The organism is Terasakiella pusilla DSM 6293 (assembly GCF_000688235.1).
GTDB lineage: Bacteria > Pseudomonadota > Alphaproteobacteria > Rhodospirillales > Terasakiellaceae > Terasakiella > Terasakiella pusilla.
Window position 1 is genome coordinate 113706 of the sequence record NZ_JHYO01000003.1, and the last position, 17904, is coordinate 131609.

A 17904-nucleotide genomic window follows, 5' to 3' on the forward strand; every position below is an offset into this window, starting at 1 on the left:
AAATCAGGCTGTTGAGGAGCTTAAATCAAGAAAATTATATTTTTTCGCAAACCCGATTGCGTCCTTGGGTCTTGGCATCATAAAGCGCAATATCCGCCCGTTTTAACAGGTCATCGGGTGTGTCGTCGGTTTCGCTGTTATATTCTGTCACCCCAAAGCTGGCGGTAAAGTTGCAGCGCCCGCCATTATCAATCACGAAGTGGTGGCTTTCTGTTGCTTGACGAATGCGTTCGGCGATCAACTGGGCGGCCGCCAGGTCGGTTTCGGGAAGGAGAATGGCAAATTCTTCCCCACCCAAGCGCCCGATAAAGTCGGTATCGCGCAAACTGTCCTTGCACAGCTGGGTCATCGCTTTGATCGCAAGATCGCCAACCGAATGTCCGTGATTGTCATTGATGCTTTTAAAGTGATCGATATCCAGCATGATCAGGGAGAGCTTGGATTGATAGCGTTTGACCCGCTTCAGCTCGCGGTTAAACAGTTCAATGAAGAAACGTCGGTTATTTACGCCGGTCAGCACATCTGTGGAGGCCAATTCACGTAGCTTCTTTTCCAGTCGCTTCTGTTCGGTCACATCTGTTGAAATGCCGAGCAAGGCGTAGGTGTTGCCCAGTTCATTAATCAGGGGAACTTTAACGGACCAGAAATAGCGTTTTTTGCGGGTCTGGAAATGGCGGGATTTCTCGATACTCGAGCAGTTTTCCTTATAGGTGAAAACCTGACGGTCGGATTTATGGAACCGTTCGGCAACTTTTTTGCCGAAAATCTCGGTATCGGTTTTGCCAATGACGTCTTCATTCTTCATGCCGAGATAGTCACACATGTCGCTGTTGACATAGGTGTAGGTGTAGTTGATGTCCTTGATATAAACGTGGGCCTTCAGGTTATCCAGAATGGTGGTGAGCTGGGCTTCATTCTGACGCAAGGCCACTTCAAGGCGTTTTTGTTCGGTCACATCGGTGGAAATACCCAGCAGGGCGTAAATATCGCCTTGTGCATTCATCAAGGGGACTTTGACCGACCAGTAATAGTGTTTTTCTTTGGTCTTGGGATTGATGGAGGTTTCCATCCGGTCGACTTTTTGCTGGGTCTGGAACACTTCCTGATCGGTGGCGCGAAATCCGATGGCGGTTTCCAGTTCAAACAGGTCGTAATCGTCTTTACCGATAATATTGACCCGATCTGTGCCGATGACCTGACAGAGTTCTTCGTTGGCGTAGGTATATTTAAGGTCTGCATCCTTGATATAGACCCGCGCTTTCATATTATTGAGGATGCTGTTGAGTTTCTCTTCACTTTCGCGCAAAGCCCGTTCAAGACGTTGTTGTTCGGAGATATCAACGGACATGCCGAGCATTTCGTCCACAGTGCCGTCTTCATTCCATAACGGGCATTTGACAGACAGGTAACTGCGTGCAATGCCATATTCGTCGGTGCCGGCATTTTCAAGGGCGCGGATGGTTTTGCCTTTGGTAAAGACCTGCTCGTCATTTTTGGTGAAAATACGTGCGGCTTGATCGGTAAAGAGGTCAAAGTCTGTCTTGCCGATAATGTCGTCGGTATGGACGGCATGGAGCATGGTCAACATGCGGTTGGCGTAGGTATATTCGCCCTGCTGGTTTTTGGAAAACACATAGGCCGGAATATTGTCAAGGATGCTCCGTAGACGCTGTTCGTTCTGGTGTTGTTTGCGTTCCAGCTGTTTTTGTTCACTGATATCAAGCTGGACCCAGACACATTGCGTCAATTGGCCTGTTTCATCGCAAAAAGGCGAGACGGTGGTACGACACCAGATGGTTGTACCTGTGGGGGAGGAAAGATCAAGTTCTCCGCGCCAGCGTTTTGCGTCATGGATATGGGCCCAGATTTCGCTGAGGGTTTTGCGTTGCGCTTCGTTGGTAAAGAGAATGTCGATATTCTGTCCCCGCGCAACAGAAAGGGGGAGGCCGAGACACTCTTCAAAAGCCGGGTTTGCATACTCAATCAGACCGTTTTTATCGGTCACGGCAATAAGGGCATCCGCATTTTCTACAGCGGCGGCGAAGACACCCGAGTTTGAATTTAAGTCCGTCGAAAACGACACGTTTTCTATTCCTGAGCAGCTTATCTGAACATATATTTCATTTTTGCGCCCGATCATCTACTGGTTGCTGCGCAAATGCAAGAGTTTCGTGGTATGATGAGTCTAGACACATGATTATTTCAGCTTCCTATAAGACGGATATCCCTGCTTTTTATGCGCGCTGGTTTGTAAATCTGTTGCGTGCGGGGTTTTGTCAGACGATAAATCCCTATAACCAGAACGTACAGACGATTTCCCTTTCGCCTGTCGATGTGCAGGCCTATGTCTTTTGGAGCCGCAATTATCAGCCCTTTTTGGATATGGGGGTGTTGGAGGAGCTAGGCAAACCGTTTGTCTGTCAGATGACCATCCTCAATTATCCGCGCTGGCTGGAAGTCTCGACGATTGCGGCTGATAAGGCGCTGGACCAAGTACGGCATTTGTCCGGACGCTTTGGCCCAAAAGCGGTGGTTTGGCGCTATGATCCGATTGTGGTGAATGAACGTCTCACGGTGGATTGGCATCTTGAGAATTTTGCAGTCCTTGCCCGTCAGCTCGCCGGTCATGTGGACGAGGTGGTGGTGTCTTTTCTACAGGTCTATCAAAAGACAAAGCGCAATTTTATGGCGCAAGAAATTGACTTCCCTGACATGCGCCGTGAGGAGAAGCAAAACCTGTTGCGTGCCTTGCATCAGATTGCTCAATCTCATCAGATGACCTTGACCTTGTGTGCCCAGCCGGACTTGTTAATCGATCCGGTGCAGGCCAGTGCATGTATTGACGTGCAGCGTCTGGAAAGCCTGTCGGGACGGGGGGTGATGGTTTCTAAAAAACCGCATCGGGCAGAATGTGGGTGTGCGGCATCACGCGATATCGGGGAATATGATACCTGTCCCCATGGCTGCTTTTATTGTTATGCGGTACAGCGCCAAGACCTCGCAAAACAGCGTTATCAGGCCCACGACCCGGACAGTCCGTTTTTGTTTTCTCCCGAAGGAGGAGAGATGCCGGAAGATCCGCAGGGGAGTCTGTTTTAGAAACTTTCAAAAAAATATCATATTACAGTCATGCAGATTTTCTTTTCCTCAGGGATTGTTTCCTTCTCGTTTCACAACACAACAATCTGGGACCTGTATACATGGTTGATAATCCGCACTTCTTTGACCCGATGGATGAACATGAAGATGATGACTTTGCCGTCAATCCATCTGAGCAACAGACCATTGGCGATATTCTCGCACAACGTATCGGCCGTCGTTCTATCCTGAAAGGGATGACCTTTGGTGCGGCCCTTGCGGCGGGCAGCACAATGACCTCTCAAGCCGCCTTGGCGCTGTCCGGTCCAAAGTCGTCTATGACCTTCAAAGAACTGCCGTTGGGCTATGATGAAAATCACCATGTGGCAGAAGGCTACGACTCGCAGGTTTTGCTGCGCTGGGGCGATGCGGTTGAGCAAGGTGCGCCTGCGTTTGACCCGGACAATCAGACAACCCAGGCCCAGTTGAAACAGTTTGGCTATAACTGTGACTTTGTGGGCTATTTGCCGTTGCCGCATGGCTCGCAAAATTCTGAGCATGGTTTGCTGTGTATTAATCATGAATATACCAACCGTCACTTGATGTTTAACGGCATTGGGAAAAACGCTCAGGACAAACAGAGCAAAGACCAGATCGATATTGAAATGGCCGCGCATGGTCACACGATCGTTGAGATCAAAAAAACAGACGGTCAATGGGCTGTTGTGGAAGGGTCTGACTATGCCCGCCGGATCAACACGCTGGAAACCGAAATGGAATTAACCGGTCCGGTTGCCGGTCATGACCGCGTCAAAACGTCTGCTGATCCAGAAGGTAAGACCGTCATCGGGACGATCAACAACTGTGCCGGGGGCGTCACACCATGGGGCACTGTGTTGATTGCGGAAGAAAACTTCCATGGGTACTTCGGCGGTGATCCGGCAAAAACACCTGAAGGGGCCAACTATAAGCGCTATGGCATGAAGGGCAAACCTTATTATGGCTGGCACCGTTTCCATGATCGCTTTGATGTGGAGAAAGAACCGAACGAGCCGAACCGCTTCGGCTGGATGGTCGAGATTGACCCGTATAATCCGCAAGCCAAGCCGAAAAAACGCACGTCTCTGGGGCGTTTCAAGCATGAAGGCGCAAATGCGCTGATCAATAAGGATCGTCATGTGGTGGTGTATACCGGCGATGATCAGCGCTTTGAATATCTCTATAAGTTTGTGTCCAAAAACAAATATAATTACGCCAATCAGGAAGCGAATAAGGACATTCTGGACGAAGGGACATTGTATGTGGCCCAGTTCCGGGCGGATGGAAACCTGTTCTGGTTGCCATTGGTTCAGGGGCGTGCGCCCTTGACGGCAGAAAACGGTTTTAACTCGCAAGCCGATGTGTTGCTGGAAACCCGTAAAGCAGCAGACCTGTTGGGCGCAACCCCGATGGATCGACCGGAAGATGTAGAACCGAACCCGGTGACAGGGTCTGTCTTTATGATGTTGACCAACAACACCAAACGTAAATCAGATCAAACCGATGCGTCCAACCCGCGTGCAGAAAACAAGCACGGCCATATCCTTGAAATGACTCCACCGGGGGGCCGTGGGGAAGAGGCGGATCATACCTCTGACGTGTTTAAATGGAACATCTTCTTGCTGGCAGGGAATCCGGCCAATAAAGCAGATGGCGCCATGTATGGTGAAGGGACGTCAAAGGATGGTTGGTTGTCCTGTCCGGATAACGTGGCGTTTGATAATAAAGGCCGTGTCTGGATTGCAACTGACGGCGCACCCAAAAGCGGGATTGCCGACGGTTTGTGGGCGGCGGATGCAACGGGTCCGGCCCGTGCGCAAACCCGTCACTTCTTTGCGGCACCCTTGGGTGCTGAATTGTGCGGTCCGTGTTTTACACCGGATGATTCGACCCTGTTTGTCGCGATTCAGCATCCGGGGGATACCAAGGAGTCTACTTTTGCAAATCCCTCAACACGTTGGCCGGACTTTAAAGCCGGTATGCCGCCACGGCCCAGTGTGGTGGCGATTACCAAAAAGCGCGGTGGTGCAATTGGCTAAACGATCTTGATTGATCTTTTTAGGATGAAGGCCTCTATTTTACTGTGAAATAGAGGCCTTTTTCTTTATTCTACGAAAAGGAGCCTAGAACAAAAAGTAACACGCTCCCTATCACGAGAAATACATCAGGACTTCATGGGCGGGCGCATAATGAAATTTAAAGAATGGTCGCGGGAATTTGAAATCGGAATTGCTGCAATTGATAATGATCACCAAACTCTGTTTAATACAATCCGGCAGTTGGGTGAGCATATTAAGGAGGCCCGTCGTGAAGGACGGGTCAAAGCAACGATCAATGCGTTACAGCTTTATGTAGACGAACATTTTGAACGGGAAGAACGGTTTATGATCCGTGCGGGCTATCCTGACTATGTGGCCCACCGTAAAGAACATGATTCTTTTCGTGATGCGATTGCGTCTTTGAGAGACTTTCACGCGAAATCACCGACAGAGATTGATGCCCAAAAAATCGTTTCTTTTCTGGAAGACTGGTTGTTGCATCATATTTTGCAAATTGATGTGCAATATAAACCTTATCTGCTGGGCGAAAAGGAAGGTGATCCAACCATTACCCAACGCTATCAGGCCAATGCGGCGGCACAGATGGTTCAAATTCCTTGTCCTGCGGATAAAGAACAACAGGTGCGCCATTTTATTAAATTGATTACCGATGCATCTGAAGAAGGGATGTTGGTAGATCAGGCGGTGGAAAAAATCACCCGAATACAAAAAAACCGCCGCGATAAAAAAGCCAGTGAGCTTTTTGGGAAATAACTGGTATATTGAAAAAATCAAAACTCTTATGTAAAAAATATAGAGTAATTAAACAGTTATAGACAGGATGCACCGACCATGGGACTTTTTGGTTTATTTGGCGGCAGTAAAAACAAGACAAAAAAATCCGGTGCGCTGGATGTTGCATGGTCCAAGGGCAAGACGGGTAAGTTTCGTCGTTTGTCGTTTATTGATGTCGCGAATGAGAATGTTACCGGCGTTGCTGGCGTTTATGTGATTTGGCACGGGGGGATGAAACCCGGCTGGGTCTATGTGGGCATGACAGATGATCTGGCGACCGATATTGAAGACGCTCGTCAAAGCCGTGATATCATGGAGTATGACAAACGCGGCGGCTTGTTTATTACGTGGCAGACCTTCCCTAAAAACAAGACACCGGGTGTTTTTGCTTTCCTCAATGAAGTATTGCAGCCCGAAGTGCGCAATCCCGAAGTCGAAATGTATGCCAGCACGGATCATGTAAAAGTGCTGCCACCGGGCTATACGCAGGAAGGTTTTGCCAAAATGTTTGGCAAGGCCTAGCGGTCTTCAAGGGCAAGGCGAATCCCCAGAAAGACGAAGAGGCCGGCAAACCCGCGTTGAATGTTTTGTAAAAGGCGTGGGTTTGACATGATGTAGCGCCGCACAAAGGCAGCCCCAAAGCCGTAGAGCAAGAATACCCCAAACGTCAGTGCCATAAAGAAGCCCCCGAGCTTGACCATCTCCAAAACGGGTTGTGCCGGGTTTGGCGCAATGAATTGTGGCAGAAAGGCGAGAAAAAAGATCGATAGCTTCGGGTTCAGGATATTGATCAAAAACCCGCTGAGGATCGTTTGCAGGTGGTTTTTTTGCGCCTGTTCAGCAGTGCTTGAGAGATCGATAGATCCAGTGTCTTTCCACATACAATAGCCCAGATAAATCAGATAGGCTGCCCCGACATATTTGACGACTTGAAAGGCAAGAGCGCTTGTATGTAACAAAGCGGCGAGGCCAAGTGCGCTGGCGACAAGGTGCGGAACGATCCCGAGGGTGCAGCCGAGGGCGGCGCTCCAGACGAAAGAATGTCCACGTAACAGACCATTTGTTAACACATAAATGACCCCGGTGCCGGGGATCAGGACGACAATCAATGACGTCAGGAAAAATTCTAGGGACATAGGGGGCGCCTTTCTCAATCATCAAGACTATGCGGCGGTTTGGTCGATAAATCAACCCCTCTTGTGAATAGGAATTTTTACCTTATATCTAACAGCGTAAGTTGATGAACGAGGAAGGAACAGGATTAATGCAGGGTGAAATTTTTAATGCAGCAGATTGGGTCTATGTGCCAGACGGTATGGGTCGACTCGGTAAAGGCTATTACAAACATAAGAGAAAACCGTCTCAAACATTAACGGTTGCCGCCTTTGAACGCAAACGGGCGGAAACATCATCTAAAGGATCGGTAGAAAATGAACAAAACATAAACAATTTTACGCAATCCGCCGGTGGGGAGCGTTTATCGACGGGCAAGGGGACGTCACCGGAGACGGCAGAGCATAGCTTAACGCCTTGGGATAATCCCGTGTATGGGGAGCAATCCGCCACCGCGCGTACACGACCAGTGGTGAAGGAAGAAGCGACGGCCACACAAGGACAGGCGAAGACACAACCACAGGAAAAAGTCGCTAAACCACCTGTGCCCGCCCCACAGCAACCGGGGAATAAAGAGAGTAATGGGACGGGCAGTGAAAGTGGGGCCGGGTCGGAAGGTACGGTGATTTGCACAGAATTGCATCGGCGTGGGTTGATGAGCCTGCGGGACTATAACGACAGCCATCTGTATGCCACGACTCGTTTACCTGCATCATTTATGCGTGGCTATCAGTTTTGGGCGGTTCCTTACGTTGGTGTGATGAAACGCTTTGAATGGGCCGTTGCCTTTATTCACCCGTTTGTACGCTGGCGGACGTGCGAAATCCTATATCGTTTAGGCAGAACACCCCATGGATCTTATCGTGGAAAAATTCTTTGTGCGCTTCATGATCGTCTGTGTACGGCGCTGGGGGCGTTTCTTTCCAGACGCACCCCAGAAGGTGGGCAGAACCATGCAGAAACGGTTTACGGATAGGCGGGAAAGTCACCAGTTTGGCGGAGGCCTTCTCCCAAGACCATGGCACCGGAGATGGCGACATTGATGGATCGCATGCCTTGTGCCATGGGAATGATGAGTCTCTCATCGGCATGATCATGAACGTGTTGGGGAACGCCTTCACTTTCACGGCCTAACAGAAGAGTATCGTCTTTGGCGTATGTAAAGTCGGTATAAATGTGGGCGGCTTTGGTTGAGAGCAGGATCAATCGGCCGCCCGCTTCTTTTTTTGCGGCAACAAAACTGTCCCATGAATTATGACGGATCAGGTCAACACGGTGGAGATAATCCATACCTGCGCGGCGCATGCGTTTGTCATCCAGAACAAAACCACAAGGTTCAATAATATCAACGCCAATGCCCATACAGGCGGCGAGTCGAAGCAATGTTCCGGTGTTTTGTGGAATATCAGGTTGAAAAAGGGCGAGACGCACGGGAAGGATCCTTTTTAATTGCGAACGATTATTAAAAACGAGGGTTTCTAAGGCTTTTCGTAACATTAATTCACTGGAAAATCATTCTTAAACCTTTTCTTGCGTTGCAAAATAGATTATACCGAGCGCGGTTCATTTTTATAAAAATTGGGCCTGCGTTGTGCATTGTTTTTTTTAATTATTTAGAATGGCAACCATAACAACGACTTGGGCACCCCGCATACACTCCGGGGACATGAATGAGGTAATCACATGGCTGATACGGCTACTAACGTAGAGAATAAGACGGAAGGCGGGGAAAGCCGCCGCGACTTCCTGCTGCTGGCAACTTCTGTTGTTGGTGCGGCGGGTGTTGCTGGCGCCATCTGGCCTTTTGTTGACAGCATGAACCCAGCTGCTGACGTTCTGGCGTTGTCGACCACCGAAGTTGACATTTCGCAGATCGAAGAGGGACAAAGCGTCACTGTAGTATGGCGCGGGAAACCGGTGTTTGTTCGTCATCGTACTCAAGAAGAGATCGAACAGGCTGCCACAGACGACGCTGCGGCGCTCGTGGATGTTCAAACAGACGCTGATCGCGTTCAGAAAGCTGAATGGCTGATCCTGGTGGGTGTTTGTACGCACCTTGGTTGTGTGCCACTCGGCCAGAAACCAGGTGATCCGCGCGGTGAATTTGGTGGTTGGTTCTGTCCATGCCACGGTTCTCACTACGATACATCTGGTCGTATTCGCAAAGGTCCGGCACCGAAGAACCTAGCGGTTCCGCCGTACGCTTTCCTCGATGACGAACACGTAAAAATTGGTTAAGGGGTCCATACACCATGAGTTCTCCTGAATGGAACAATCCGGTGATCAAGTGGGTTGACTCGCGTTTGCCAGTCTTCTCTTTGATGCACCACTCGACTGCGGGCTATCCGACGCCGCGTAACCTGAGCTACTGGTGGAACTTCGGTTCTCTGGCTCTGACAGTTTTGATCGTGATGATCGTGACAGGTATCTTCCTGGTCATGAACTACACGCCGCACGTAGACATGGCGTTTGACTCCGTTGAACGTATCATGCGCGACGTAAACTATGGCTGGCTGCTCCGCTATGTCCATATGAATGGCGCGTCCATGTTCTTCATTGTGGTTTACATCCATATTTTCCGTGGTTTCTACTACGGCTCTTATCAGGCACCACGCGAATTACTGTGGATCCTGGGCGTTATCATCATGTTGATCATGATGGGCACAGCGTTCATGGGCTACGTACTGCCGTGGGGTCAAATGTCCTTGTGGGGTGCAACTGTTATTACCAACCTGTTCTCGGCTTTCCCGATCGTTGGTGATTTCATCGTAACACTGCTATGGGGTGGCTTCTCTGTTGATAACCCGACATTGAACCGTTTCTTCTCCCTGCATTACCTGTTGCCGTTCGTTCTGGTCGGCGTCGTTGGGCTGCACCTGTGGGCGTTGCACACCTCTAAATCCGGCAACCCGCTGGGTATTGAAGTGAAGCAGCCGGAAGATACAATCCCGTTCCACCCGTATTACACCATCAAAGATTTGTTTGGTATGGGTGTGTTCTTTATGTTCTTCCTCGCCTTTGTTTTCTGGGCGCCGAACTACATGGGTCACCCGGATAACTATATCCCGGCTGATCCGATGGTGACACCTGCACACATCGTTCCGGAATGGTACTTCCTGCCGTTCTATGCGATCCTGCGTGCGATCACATTTGATATCTTCTGGTTTATCCCGGCGAAGCTGGGTGGCGTTTTGGCGATGTTTGCTTCTATCCTTGTCTGGATGGCGCTGCCGTGGCTGGATCGTTCCAAGGTTCGTTCTTGTAAGTTCCGTCCGGTTTACAAATGGTTCTTCTGGGTGCTGTTGGCAGACTTTATCTTCCTCGGTTACCTCGGTGGGAAGCCTGCTGAACAGCCGTACATCATCATGGCTCAGCTTGCGACGGCTTACTATTTTGCACACTTCTTGATCATTTTGCCGCTAATGAGCAAATTCGAGACGTCTGTAGAGTTGCCGGAGAGCATTGCTTCCGCCGTACTCAAAAAAGGAGATGCGTAACATGCGTAAACTGATGATTGCTGCTGTTGCCGCCTTCACCATGAGCATGGGCACAGCACAGGCTGCCGGTGGTGAATATCACCCGGACTTTAAAGAAGCGTCTTGGTCCTTCCAAGGGATCTTTGGTCAGTACGATCAAGCGCAATTGCGCCGTGGCTTCCAGATCTACAACGAAGTTTGTTCTTCTTGTCACGGTCTGCGTCTGGTTTCTTATCGTAACCTGTCCGCTTTGGGCTTTAACGAAGATGAAATCAAGGAAATCGCAGCAGAGAAATCTGTTCGTGTTCCTCATGATGAAACGGGTGCTGAACTGAACGACGATGGTGAATTCTTCACACGTGAAGCTGCACCACACGACCGTTTTGTAAACCCATTCCCGAACGATGCGGCTGCTAAGGACGCAAACGGTGGGGCGTTGCCGCCAGACCTGTCCTTGATGGCTAAAGCACGTATGGGCGGACCTGATTATATCTACAGCTTCCTGATGGGCTATGCTGAAGAGATTCCGGAAGAAGTTTCGTCTCAAAAAGGCTTCGCCGTAAATGAAGACAAAAACTTCAACCTTTACTTCCCGGGCTATTACAACTCTATGCCGCCGCAAATCTATGACGAGTTGGTGGAGTATGAAGACGGGACGCCGATGACAGCACAACAGCACGCGCTTGATATTGTTGCGTTCCTGAACTGGGCTGCTGAACCGGAACTGGATGAGCGTAAATCTCTCGGCCTTAAAGTAATGTTGTTCCTGTTGGTACTGACAGCAATGCTTTACGCGCTGAAGCGTAAAATCTGGGCAAATGTGAAACATTAAGTTTCACATACCGGAAAAAAATTAAGCCGCCGCTTCCTTTTGGGAGGCGGCGGTTTTTTTGTTCATAAACAAAAAGTTATATACAGATTGGGGAAAAAGCCTGCGTAATTTCCCTATAAGTAAAACCTCTGAAGTATTCATTCGTATAGACATTAACCCATAAGTTTATATTATATCTATACATGAAGCCTGTTGCCCCTTTGATTTATCTTCATCAACTGACACAGGTTTCGAATTGGAGGGTGAGTGAGGAATGTCCACTTTCTTCCCACCCAAGTATCCCGCCGAGAGGTGGGTGTTTCTCTCCCCTCCAACCTTCGAAACCACTTGACGTCCTCTAGTCTCCCCCTCGACGTCAGTTGTTAAATCAAAGGGGTTTTTTTATCTAAAAATTAAGCTCTGTTAACCATCTACTCACTTTTCTCGTTCATCATAAGCGAATCGTATTGTTTCTGCGCGATTTGCCCCATGTTTTGGAGAAAAAGAAATGGCTCACGCTCAACATATTCAGGATGCTCAGTCCCGTTCGGCACATATTGTTCCGGTTAAACGTTCTGTGTTGACTCCCGGATTGGCTTCTGCGGCAAAGCGTTTCGGTATTCGTCCCGATGCGGTCAAGCGCTATGAAGAAGGTGTCCAGCAAGAGCGTCAGGTCGATTTGCACCGCCTGCGTCTGGAACGCGACGAGTCGAAAGCCAAATACGAAGCCTTGCGTGGGACTGTGGATCAACTGGTGTTGCGTATTCAAGATGTGGCACAGGCGCCAAGCAAAGCACAGGCCGGTGATATCCAGAACATTCGTGTTCTGTTAAAGCAGGCCATCGTTGCGATGGAGCGTCAGCAGGTTGAACTGAAGGGTATTCGCGCAAGAACCCAGCGTATGGAACGTGCCGCGTTGCGCGCAGATGCAGTCCAGCAGGAATTCTCGCAGATGAAGGACGAGATTTTCGGATATCAGAAAGCTCTGCACGGTGCGCGTCAAGATATGGCGGATTTGATTGAGCTGGTCGAAGGGGAAGGCGGTCTGAAAGACCTTGCGGGTCAGGTCCGCGAAGTCCGTCATGATTTGGATGAAACCCGCCTGCGCACCAGTGATTTGGAAGCCGGGGCCCAAGATCAGGCCTTGCGCATTGAAAAGCTGGAGTTTGAATTGGAGACTCTGCGTAGTCAGGTTCAATCCAACATGACGGAAACCGCCGGTGTGGCCAGTGCCTTGTTGATCCTGCGTGAAGAAGTACAGGGTTTGCGCAAGAAAGTCGGTCGTTACATCATCGATCAGATGCGGTTTTTGCGCGAAAAATAAGCCCGTTGGCTTACGTGCGCCACTTTCGATACCACGCATTAAACATCAGGATATCCCACAGGTGATGCTGCCAGTTGCGCTCGCCTTTTTGGTGTTCGTCCCATTTTTGCTGGATCGGACCGTGATGGAAAATATCATTCTCATCAAATAACAGATCATGCGCCCAGTCTTTTAGCGGGCCGCGCAACCATGCGTCAATCGGCACGCCAAAGCCCATTTTTGGGCGTTCGATCAGGTCTTGAGGGACATAGCGATAGAGAATATCGCGTAAGGCCCATTTGCCAACACCGTGTTGGATTTTAAGGTGATCGGGCAGAGACCAAGAATATTCCACCACGCGATGGTCAATCAGCGGCACGCGCGCTTCCAGCGAGACCGCCATACTTGCGCGATCAACCTTGGTTAAAATATCATCCTGCATGTAGGTGAGTGTATCCAGATACTGCATACGTTCAACCGCATCGGGGATAAGGTGCTGTACACTGTCCTCCCATATCAGGCCGCGCGGCTCCTTTGCGCCTTTGACCAATTGATCAGGCTCGGGCCAATGGGTGACGAGGCTGCGATAATAATCATCCTGATCGCCCTTTAGGACATTCGCCAGCTTATAAAGCTTATCCACCATATGGCTTGGTCGTTTTGAGGCAGGAATAACCTTGATGAGTTGCTGCCACGCTCGGGGCGGGAGGGCGCGGATCATCGTGCTTGCGAGCGTGCGTAGCGGTTGGGGCAGGGCAAATAGGCTATTGCCGTATTTTTGCGCGGTCAAATAACGGGTATAGCCGCCAAATAATTCATCCCCCCCATCGCCGGACAAGGCAACGGTAACGTGGTCTCGCGTCATTTGAGAGACAAGATACGTCGGGATTTGCGAGCTATCGGCAAAGGGCTCGTCGTAATAATCTGCCAATTTGGGGATGACATCACGGGCCTGTTCGGGGCTGACATACAGTTCTGTATGATCTGTCCCTAAGTGGCGTGCGACTTCGCCAGCGTGTTTGGCTTCGTTGTAGCCTTCTTCCTCAAACCCGATGGAAAAGGTGCGGATGGGCTGGTCGGACTGGCTTTGCATGAGGGCAGCGACAAGGGAGCTATCAATCCCGCCAGAGAGAAAGGCCCCCAAAGGGACATCAGCGATCATGCGTCGCTTAACCGCATCTTTTAACAGATGTTCCAGATCGTTAATGATCTCGGTGTCCGGTCGATTTTGGATTTGGCGGCTTTCCACAACCTGTTGCAAAGACCAAAAAGGCTGGATCGTTTGGCTGCCTGCTGCGTCCCGTTTCAGGATATGACCGGGCATGAGCTTTTGAATGCCCGTGATTACCGTGTGCGGGGCGGGAATGCAATTGTGGCGCACAAAGCTTGCGATGGCATTGCGATCAAACGCTTGCGGGCAATCGGGATGGGGGTAAAGTGCCTTTAGTTCGGAGCCGAATAGAAATTGCTTGCCCGTATCGGCCCAATAAACAGGTTTAATGCCGAGGCGATCGCGGATCAGGTAAAAGCAGCGTTCTTTTTTATCCCACAAGGCAATGGCGAACATGCCGATCAGTTTCTTGATCGTGGCTTCAATGCCCCAATGTGTAAAACCGTTGAGGATGACTTCTGTATCGCTATGCCCCCGAAACTGAGCGCCTTTTTGGCTAAGGTCGGGGCGTAGGTCTTCTGCGTTATAGACTTCACCGTTATAGACCATAACAAAGCGACCATCCTGAGAGGTCATCGGCTGGTGTCCGGCCTGGCTCAGGTCGATGATGGCAAGGCGGCGATGGCCAAGGCCAACACCATTTTCCCCATCGACCCACACATCACCGCCATCGGGTCCACGATGGATGAGCGTATCTGTCATGATGCGGGTCAGGCGGGCAAGGTCCGATGAGGATGTGTTGCCCGTGTAATCGAGGAGGCCTGCAATGCCGCACATGATCTAGACGGCCTCGCGCTCTTTCATGATCTCCGGCAGTTCACCGACAAGACCCATGGCTGATTTGGTAAAGAATTTTTTGGCAAAGGGCAATTTATCGACCACGGCAAGCCCCACATCGCGGGCAAAGCGTACCGGTCCGATGTTGTTGGAGAACAGCTTGACGATGGCGTCTGTCGAGGCCAGCATCAGGTGGTTATCGAAATGGCGCCATTTGTCGTAATCTTCCAATACGCGCCCTGCGCCGACATCAAGGCCCAGTTTTTTGGTCTCAATGATCAGTTCTGCAAGGGCACAGGCATCGCGCGCGCCCATATTAAAGCCTTGACCGGCAACCGGGTGCATCCCATGGCTGGCATCTCCGATCAGTGCAAGGCGCTGATCGATGGAGCGCTTGGCATATTGGAGCGTCAACGGATAGGACCAGCGGGGACCGACCACTTTAATGGCGCCAAGATAATCGCCAAACCGTTCGCTGAGTTCCGCGTGGAAATCTTCATCATTTAACCCGACGAGAACGGGCGCATTGCGGCTGCTTTCCGTCCAGACGATGTTGCTGCGATTGCCCGGCATGGGCAGGATGGCAAACGGTCCGGTGCTGCGGAAATGTTCCTGCGCGACGTTCTGGTGGGATTTTTCAGTTTCTACCGTGCAGACGATGGCGGTCTGGTCATAAGACCATTTGGTGATGTCAATATTGGCAGAACGACGCACCCAAGAGCCCCGGCCATCAGCCCCGATGACAAGTTTGGCTTTGATCGTCGTGCCATCATCAAGATCAGCCGTTACCTCTGAGGCGGTGCGATCCAGTGATATCATCCGTTTGGGGGCAAGATAGGTGGCATGCGCCATTGCCGGCAGGACTTTGAGCAGCGTTTTGCGGATCGTGCGGTTTTCCAGCATATAGCCAAAGGGCACGCCTGTGAGGTCGAGACTGTCAAAATGGAGAAAGAGAGGGGATTTCCCGTCAGTCACGCGGATCTCTTCAATAACGCCGGCTTCGTCCTTCATATGGTCCCAGAGGCCAAGGGAGACAAAGGCGTTGTGAACGGATCGTGCGATTGCCGAGCAACGCCCGTCATATTCGGCTTTCAGCAGGGTTTCGGGGTCGTCTGCGTCCACAACGATGACATTAACACCGCCATGGGCCAGTGCACAGGCTGCGAGGCCGCCGACTAGCCCGCCGCCAACAATAAGTACGTCCGTCTCAAGATGTGTAGACATATTCACCCTCTTAAAAGTTCCTGTGACATATGTAGCTTCCTGAGCTTTTTTGTCTAGGAAAAAGGGAGGGGTGAAAAATTGATCAAAAAATATGCCTAAATTTTAATCATGCATATTTCAGTGATTAAAATTTAATCAGTTTAGTGTGATGAGTTTTGCCACTGTCTTTCATTCGTAATCAACTAAGATGTTGTTTTAAAATAATTTTATAGAAATTTTTTGATTCTGGCACGGCTTTTGTAAAGAAAGAGGCAAGAGCAAACAAGCTTTTGTTTAAATCTATTTTTTTATTTCTTCAGTTGAGGAGAGCGTAAAATGAAAATGGTAATGGCCGTCATCAAGCCTTTCAAGCTTGACGATGTGCGTGAAGCCCTCACGCAACTCGGCGTTCACGGTTTGACCGTGTCCGAGGTCAAAGGTTTTGGTCGTCAAAAAGGTCAGACTGAAATCTATCGCGGTGCTGAATATGTCGTGAACTTTCTGCCTAAAGTGAAAGTCGAGGTCGTCACTTCTGAAGATATGGTTGAAAGCGTTGTGGAAACCATCCGCACATCTGCTGAAACGGGCCGTATCGGTGACGGTAAAATCTTTGTCTATGACGTCTCGAAAGCTGTCCGTATCCGTACGGGTGAAGCTGATGACGAAGCGCTTTAAGGGAGTTTATGATATGACTGCGTGGAAAAAACTTTCCAAAATCTCGCTACTGGGCCTATTGGGTCTGGTGATTGCGATGGAGCCGGCGCTGGCCGAAGATGCGCCGACAACTGAAGTACAATATATCCTGAACAGCTTTCTGTTTTTGGTTTGTGGCTTTCTGGTTATGTTCATGGCGGCTGGGTTCGCCATGCTGGAATCCGGTCTGGTGCGTTCTAAAAACACGGCAACCATCTGTTTGAAAAACATCGTTCTCTACGCGGTATCGGGCTTTATGTTCTACCTCGTAGGCTACAACCTGATGTACGCCGGCGTTGATGGTGGTTTCATGGGCTCCTTCTCCATCTGGTCTGCTGATGATGCAGCGGCACTGGGCGGCGACTTTGGCGGCGGTTATGCGTCTGCTTCTGACTGGTTCTTCCAAATGGTATTTGTTGCAACAGCGGCGTCTGTTGTGTCCGGTACGGTTGCGGAACGTATTAAACTGTGGCCGTTCCTTGGTTTCGTTGTTGTTCTGTCCGGCTTTATCTATCCGGTTATCGGTTCCTGGCAGTGGGGCGGCGGCTGGTTGTCTGAAATGGGCTTCTATGACTTCGCTGGTTCTACCCTCGTTCACTCCACTGGCGGCTGGGCTGCGTTGACGGGGGCAATCATCCTCGGTGCCCGTAAAGGCAAATACGACTCTGAAGGTCGTGTCACGCCGATCCCGGGTGCAAACTTGCCGCTGGCGACACTGGGTACGTTTATCCTGTGGCTCGGTTGGTTCGGCTTTAACGGTGGCTCGCAACTGGCACTGGGGACAGCTGCCGACGCGGTTGCCATCTCTAACATCTTTGTAAATACAAACATTGCAGCAGTTGGCGGTACAATCGCAGCAGCTATCCTGACACAGATCGTTTACAAAAAAGTTGATCTGTCCATGACATTGAACGGTGCGATCGGTGGTCTGGTTTCCATCACGGCTGGGCCGGATACACCTTCTATCGCGGCGGCCTTCCTGATCGGTGCTGTCGGTGGTGTGATCGTTGTCTTTGTTGTGCCGCTGCTTGATAAACTGAAAATCGACGATGTCGTCGGTGCAGTCTCTGCTCACTTGGCGTGTGGCATCTGGGGCACAATGATTGTGCCGGCTACAAACGCTGATACCTCATTTGTCACTCAAGCGATTGGTGTGGTTTCCATCGGTGCATTCGTGATCGTCGCGTCTTCCATCGTCTGGACCATTCTGAAAGTTACAGTTGGCATCCGTTGCTCCGAAGAAGATGAGGAGCTGGGTTTGGATCGTGCTGAATTAGGTATGGAAGCATACCCGGAATTCGGTCGCGGCTCACAGACCATGTAATCGAAAACGATTACTAAATCTCTCTACCTTCCCAAAGGTTGGCCCCGCTAAGCAAGTGTTTAGCGGGGCTCTCTTTTTGTTT

16 protein-coding genes are annotated in these 17904 nt (G+C 50.3%); 11 read left to right on the forward strand and 5 right to left on the reverse strand.

Features of this window, described 5'->3' with window-relative positions; all coding sequences use genetic code 11:
* Nucleotides 1–34: 34 nt before the first annotated feature.
* Entirely contained in the window at nucleotides 35–2083 is a 2049-nt protein-coding gene (locus Q397_RS23800; RefSeq protein ID WP_051609649.1) for a sensor domain-containing diguanylate cyclase, read from the reverse strand.
* A gap of 110 nt (nucleotides 2084–2193) precedes the next feature.
* Between Q397_RS23800 and Q397_RS0102935 the strand changes: the two genes are divergently transcribed.
* The 4 genes from Q397_RS0102935 (at nucleotide 2194) to Q397_RS23810 (ending at nucleotide 6473) form a co-directional block, all read left to right on the forward strand.
* Complete coding sequence (locus Q397_RS0102935) at nucleotides 2194–3099, forward strand: DUF1848 domain-containing protein (RefSeq protein WP_028878139.1); 906 nt, start codon at nucleotides 2194–2196, stop codon at nucleotides 3097–3099.
* Between the two features lie 101 nt (nucleotides 3100–3200).
* Nucleotides 3201–5156, forward strand: coding sequence for a PhoX family protein (locus tag Q397_RS0102940; RefSeq protein ID WP_169737959.1), 1956 nt, complete (start codon nucleotides 3201–3203; stop codon nucleotides 5154–5156).
* Nucleotides 5157–5306: 150 nt separating this feature from the next.
* Nucleotides 5307–5930 carry a bacteriohemerythrin gene (locus Q397_RS23805; protein ID WP_169737960.1) on the forward strand — a complete coding sequence of 208 codons (624 nt, stop codon included), beginning with the start codon at nucleotides 5307–5309 and terminating at the stop codon, nucleotides 5928–5930.
* A 78-nt stretch (nucleotides 5931–6008) separates the two neighbouring features.
* The gene (locus tag Q397_RS23810; protein WP_051609651.1) at nucleotides 6009–6473 is read left to right on the forward strand and encodes a hypothetical protein; all 465 of its coding nucleotides are present in this window, start codon (nucleotides 6009–6011) and stop codon (nucleotides 6471–6473) included.
* Here the strand turns inward: Q397_RS23810 and Q397_RS0102955 are convergent.
* The gene (locus tag Q397_RS0102955) at nucleotides 6470–7087 is read right to left on the reverse strand and encodes a LysE family translocator (RefSeq protein WP_028878141.1); all 618 of its coding nucleotides are present in this window, start codon (nucleotides 7085–7087) and stop codon (nucleotides 6470–6472) included. The two genes, Q397_RS23810 and Q397_RS0102955, sit on opposite strands and share 4 nt — an antisense overlap.
* Nucleotides 7088–7215: 128 nt before the next feature.
* Between Q397_RS0102955 and Q397_RS23815 the strand changes: the two genes are divergently transcribed.
* Entirely contained in the window at nucleotides 7216–8040 is an 825-nt protein-coding gene (locus tag Q397_RS23815; RefSeq protein WP_051609652.1) for a hypothetical protein, read from the forward strand.
* On the opposite strand, the gene Q397_RS0102965 is transcribed toward Q397_RS23815, so the two are convergent.
* A complete protein-coding gene (locus Q397_RS0102965) occupies nucleotides 8031–8495 on the reverse strand; it encodes a tRNA (cytidine(34)-2'-O)-methyltransferase (protein WP_028878142.1) in 465 nt (154 codons plus the stop codon). The two genes, Q397_RS23815 and Q397_RS0102965, sit on opposite strands and share 10 nt — an antisense overlap.
* 252 nt (nucleotides 8496–8747) lie before the next feature.
* Between Q397_RS0102965 and petA the strand changes: the two genes are divergently transcribed.
* The 4 genes from petA (at nucleotide 8748) to Q397_RS0102985 (ending at nucleotide 12675) form a co-directional block, all read left to right on the forward strand.
* Nucleotides 8748–9302, forward strand: coding sequence for a ubiquinol-cytochrome c reductase iron-sulfur subunit (gene petA / locus Q397_RS0102970; protein WP_028878143.1), 555 nt, complete (start codon nucleotides 8748–8750; stop codon nucleotides 9300–9302).
* 14 nt (nucleotides 9303–9316) lie between these two features.
* Nucleotides 9317–10561 carry a cytochrome b gene (locus tag Q397_RS0102975; RefSeq protein ID WP_028878144.1) on the forward strand — a complete coding sequence of 415 codons (1245 nt, stop codon included), beginning with the start codon at nucleotides 9317–9319 and terminating at the stop codon, nucleotides 10559–10561.
* Nucleotide 10562: 1 nt separating this feature from the next.
* Nucleotides 10563–11372 (forward strand): cytochrome c1, encoded by an 810-nt coding sequence (locus Q397_RS0102980; protein ID WP_028878145.1) that lies wholly within the window; start codon nucleotides 10563–10565, stop codon nucleotides 11370–11372.
* Nucleotides 11373–11859: 487 nt separating this feature from the next.
* Complete coding sequence (locus tag Q397_RS0102985; RefSeq protein WP_028878146.1) at nucleotides 11860–12675, forward strand: hypothetical protein; 816 nt, start codon at nucleotides 11860–11862, stop codon at nucleotides 12673–12675.
* A 10-nt stretch (nucleotides 12676–12685) separates the two neighbouring features.
* Here Q397_RS0102985 and asnB read toward each other — a convergent pair whose 3' ends face one another.
* Complete coding sequence (gene asnB, locus Q397_RS0102990) at nucleotides 12686–14602, reverse strand: asparagine synthase (glutamine-hydrolyzing) (protein WP_028878147.1); 1917 nt, start codon at nucleotides 14600–14602, stop codon at nucleotides 12686–12688.
* A 3-nt stretch (nucleotides 14603–14605) separates the two neighbouring features.
* The gene (locus Q397_RS0102995) at nucleotides 14606–15826 is read right to left on the reverse strand and encodes a UbiH/UbiF/VisC/COQ6 family ubiquinone biosynthesis hydroxylase (protein ID WP_038012775.1); all 1221 of its coding nucleotides are present in this window, start codon (nucleotides 15824–15826) and stop codon (nucleotides 14606–14608) included.
* Nucleotides 15827–16141: 315 nt separating this feature from the next.
* On the opposite strand from Q397_RS0102995, the gene Q397_RS0103000 reads away from it, so the two are divergent.
* The gene (locus Q397_RS0103000) at nucleotides 16142–16480 is read left to right on the forward strand and encodes a P-II family nitrogen regulator (protein ID WP_028878149.1); all 339 of its coding nucleotides are present in this window, start codon (nucleotides 16142–16144) and stop codon (nucleotides 16478–16480) included.
* A gap of 13 nt (nucleotides 16481–16493) precedes the next feature.
* Entirely contained in the window at nucleotides 16494–17822 is a 1329-nt protein-coding gene (locus tag Q397_RS0103005) for an ammonium transporter (RefSeq protein WP_028878150.1), read from the forward strand.
* Nucleotides 17823–17904 lie beyond the last annotated feature (82 nt).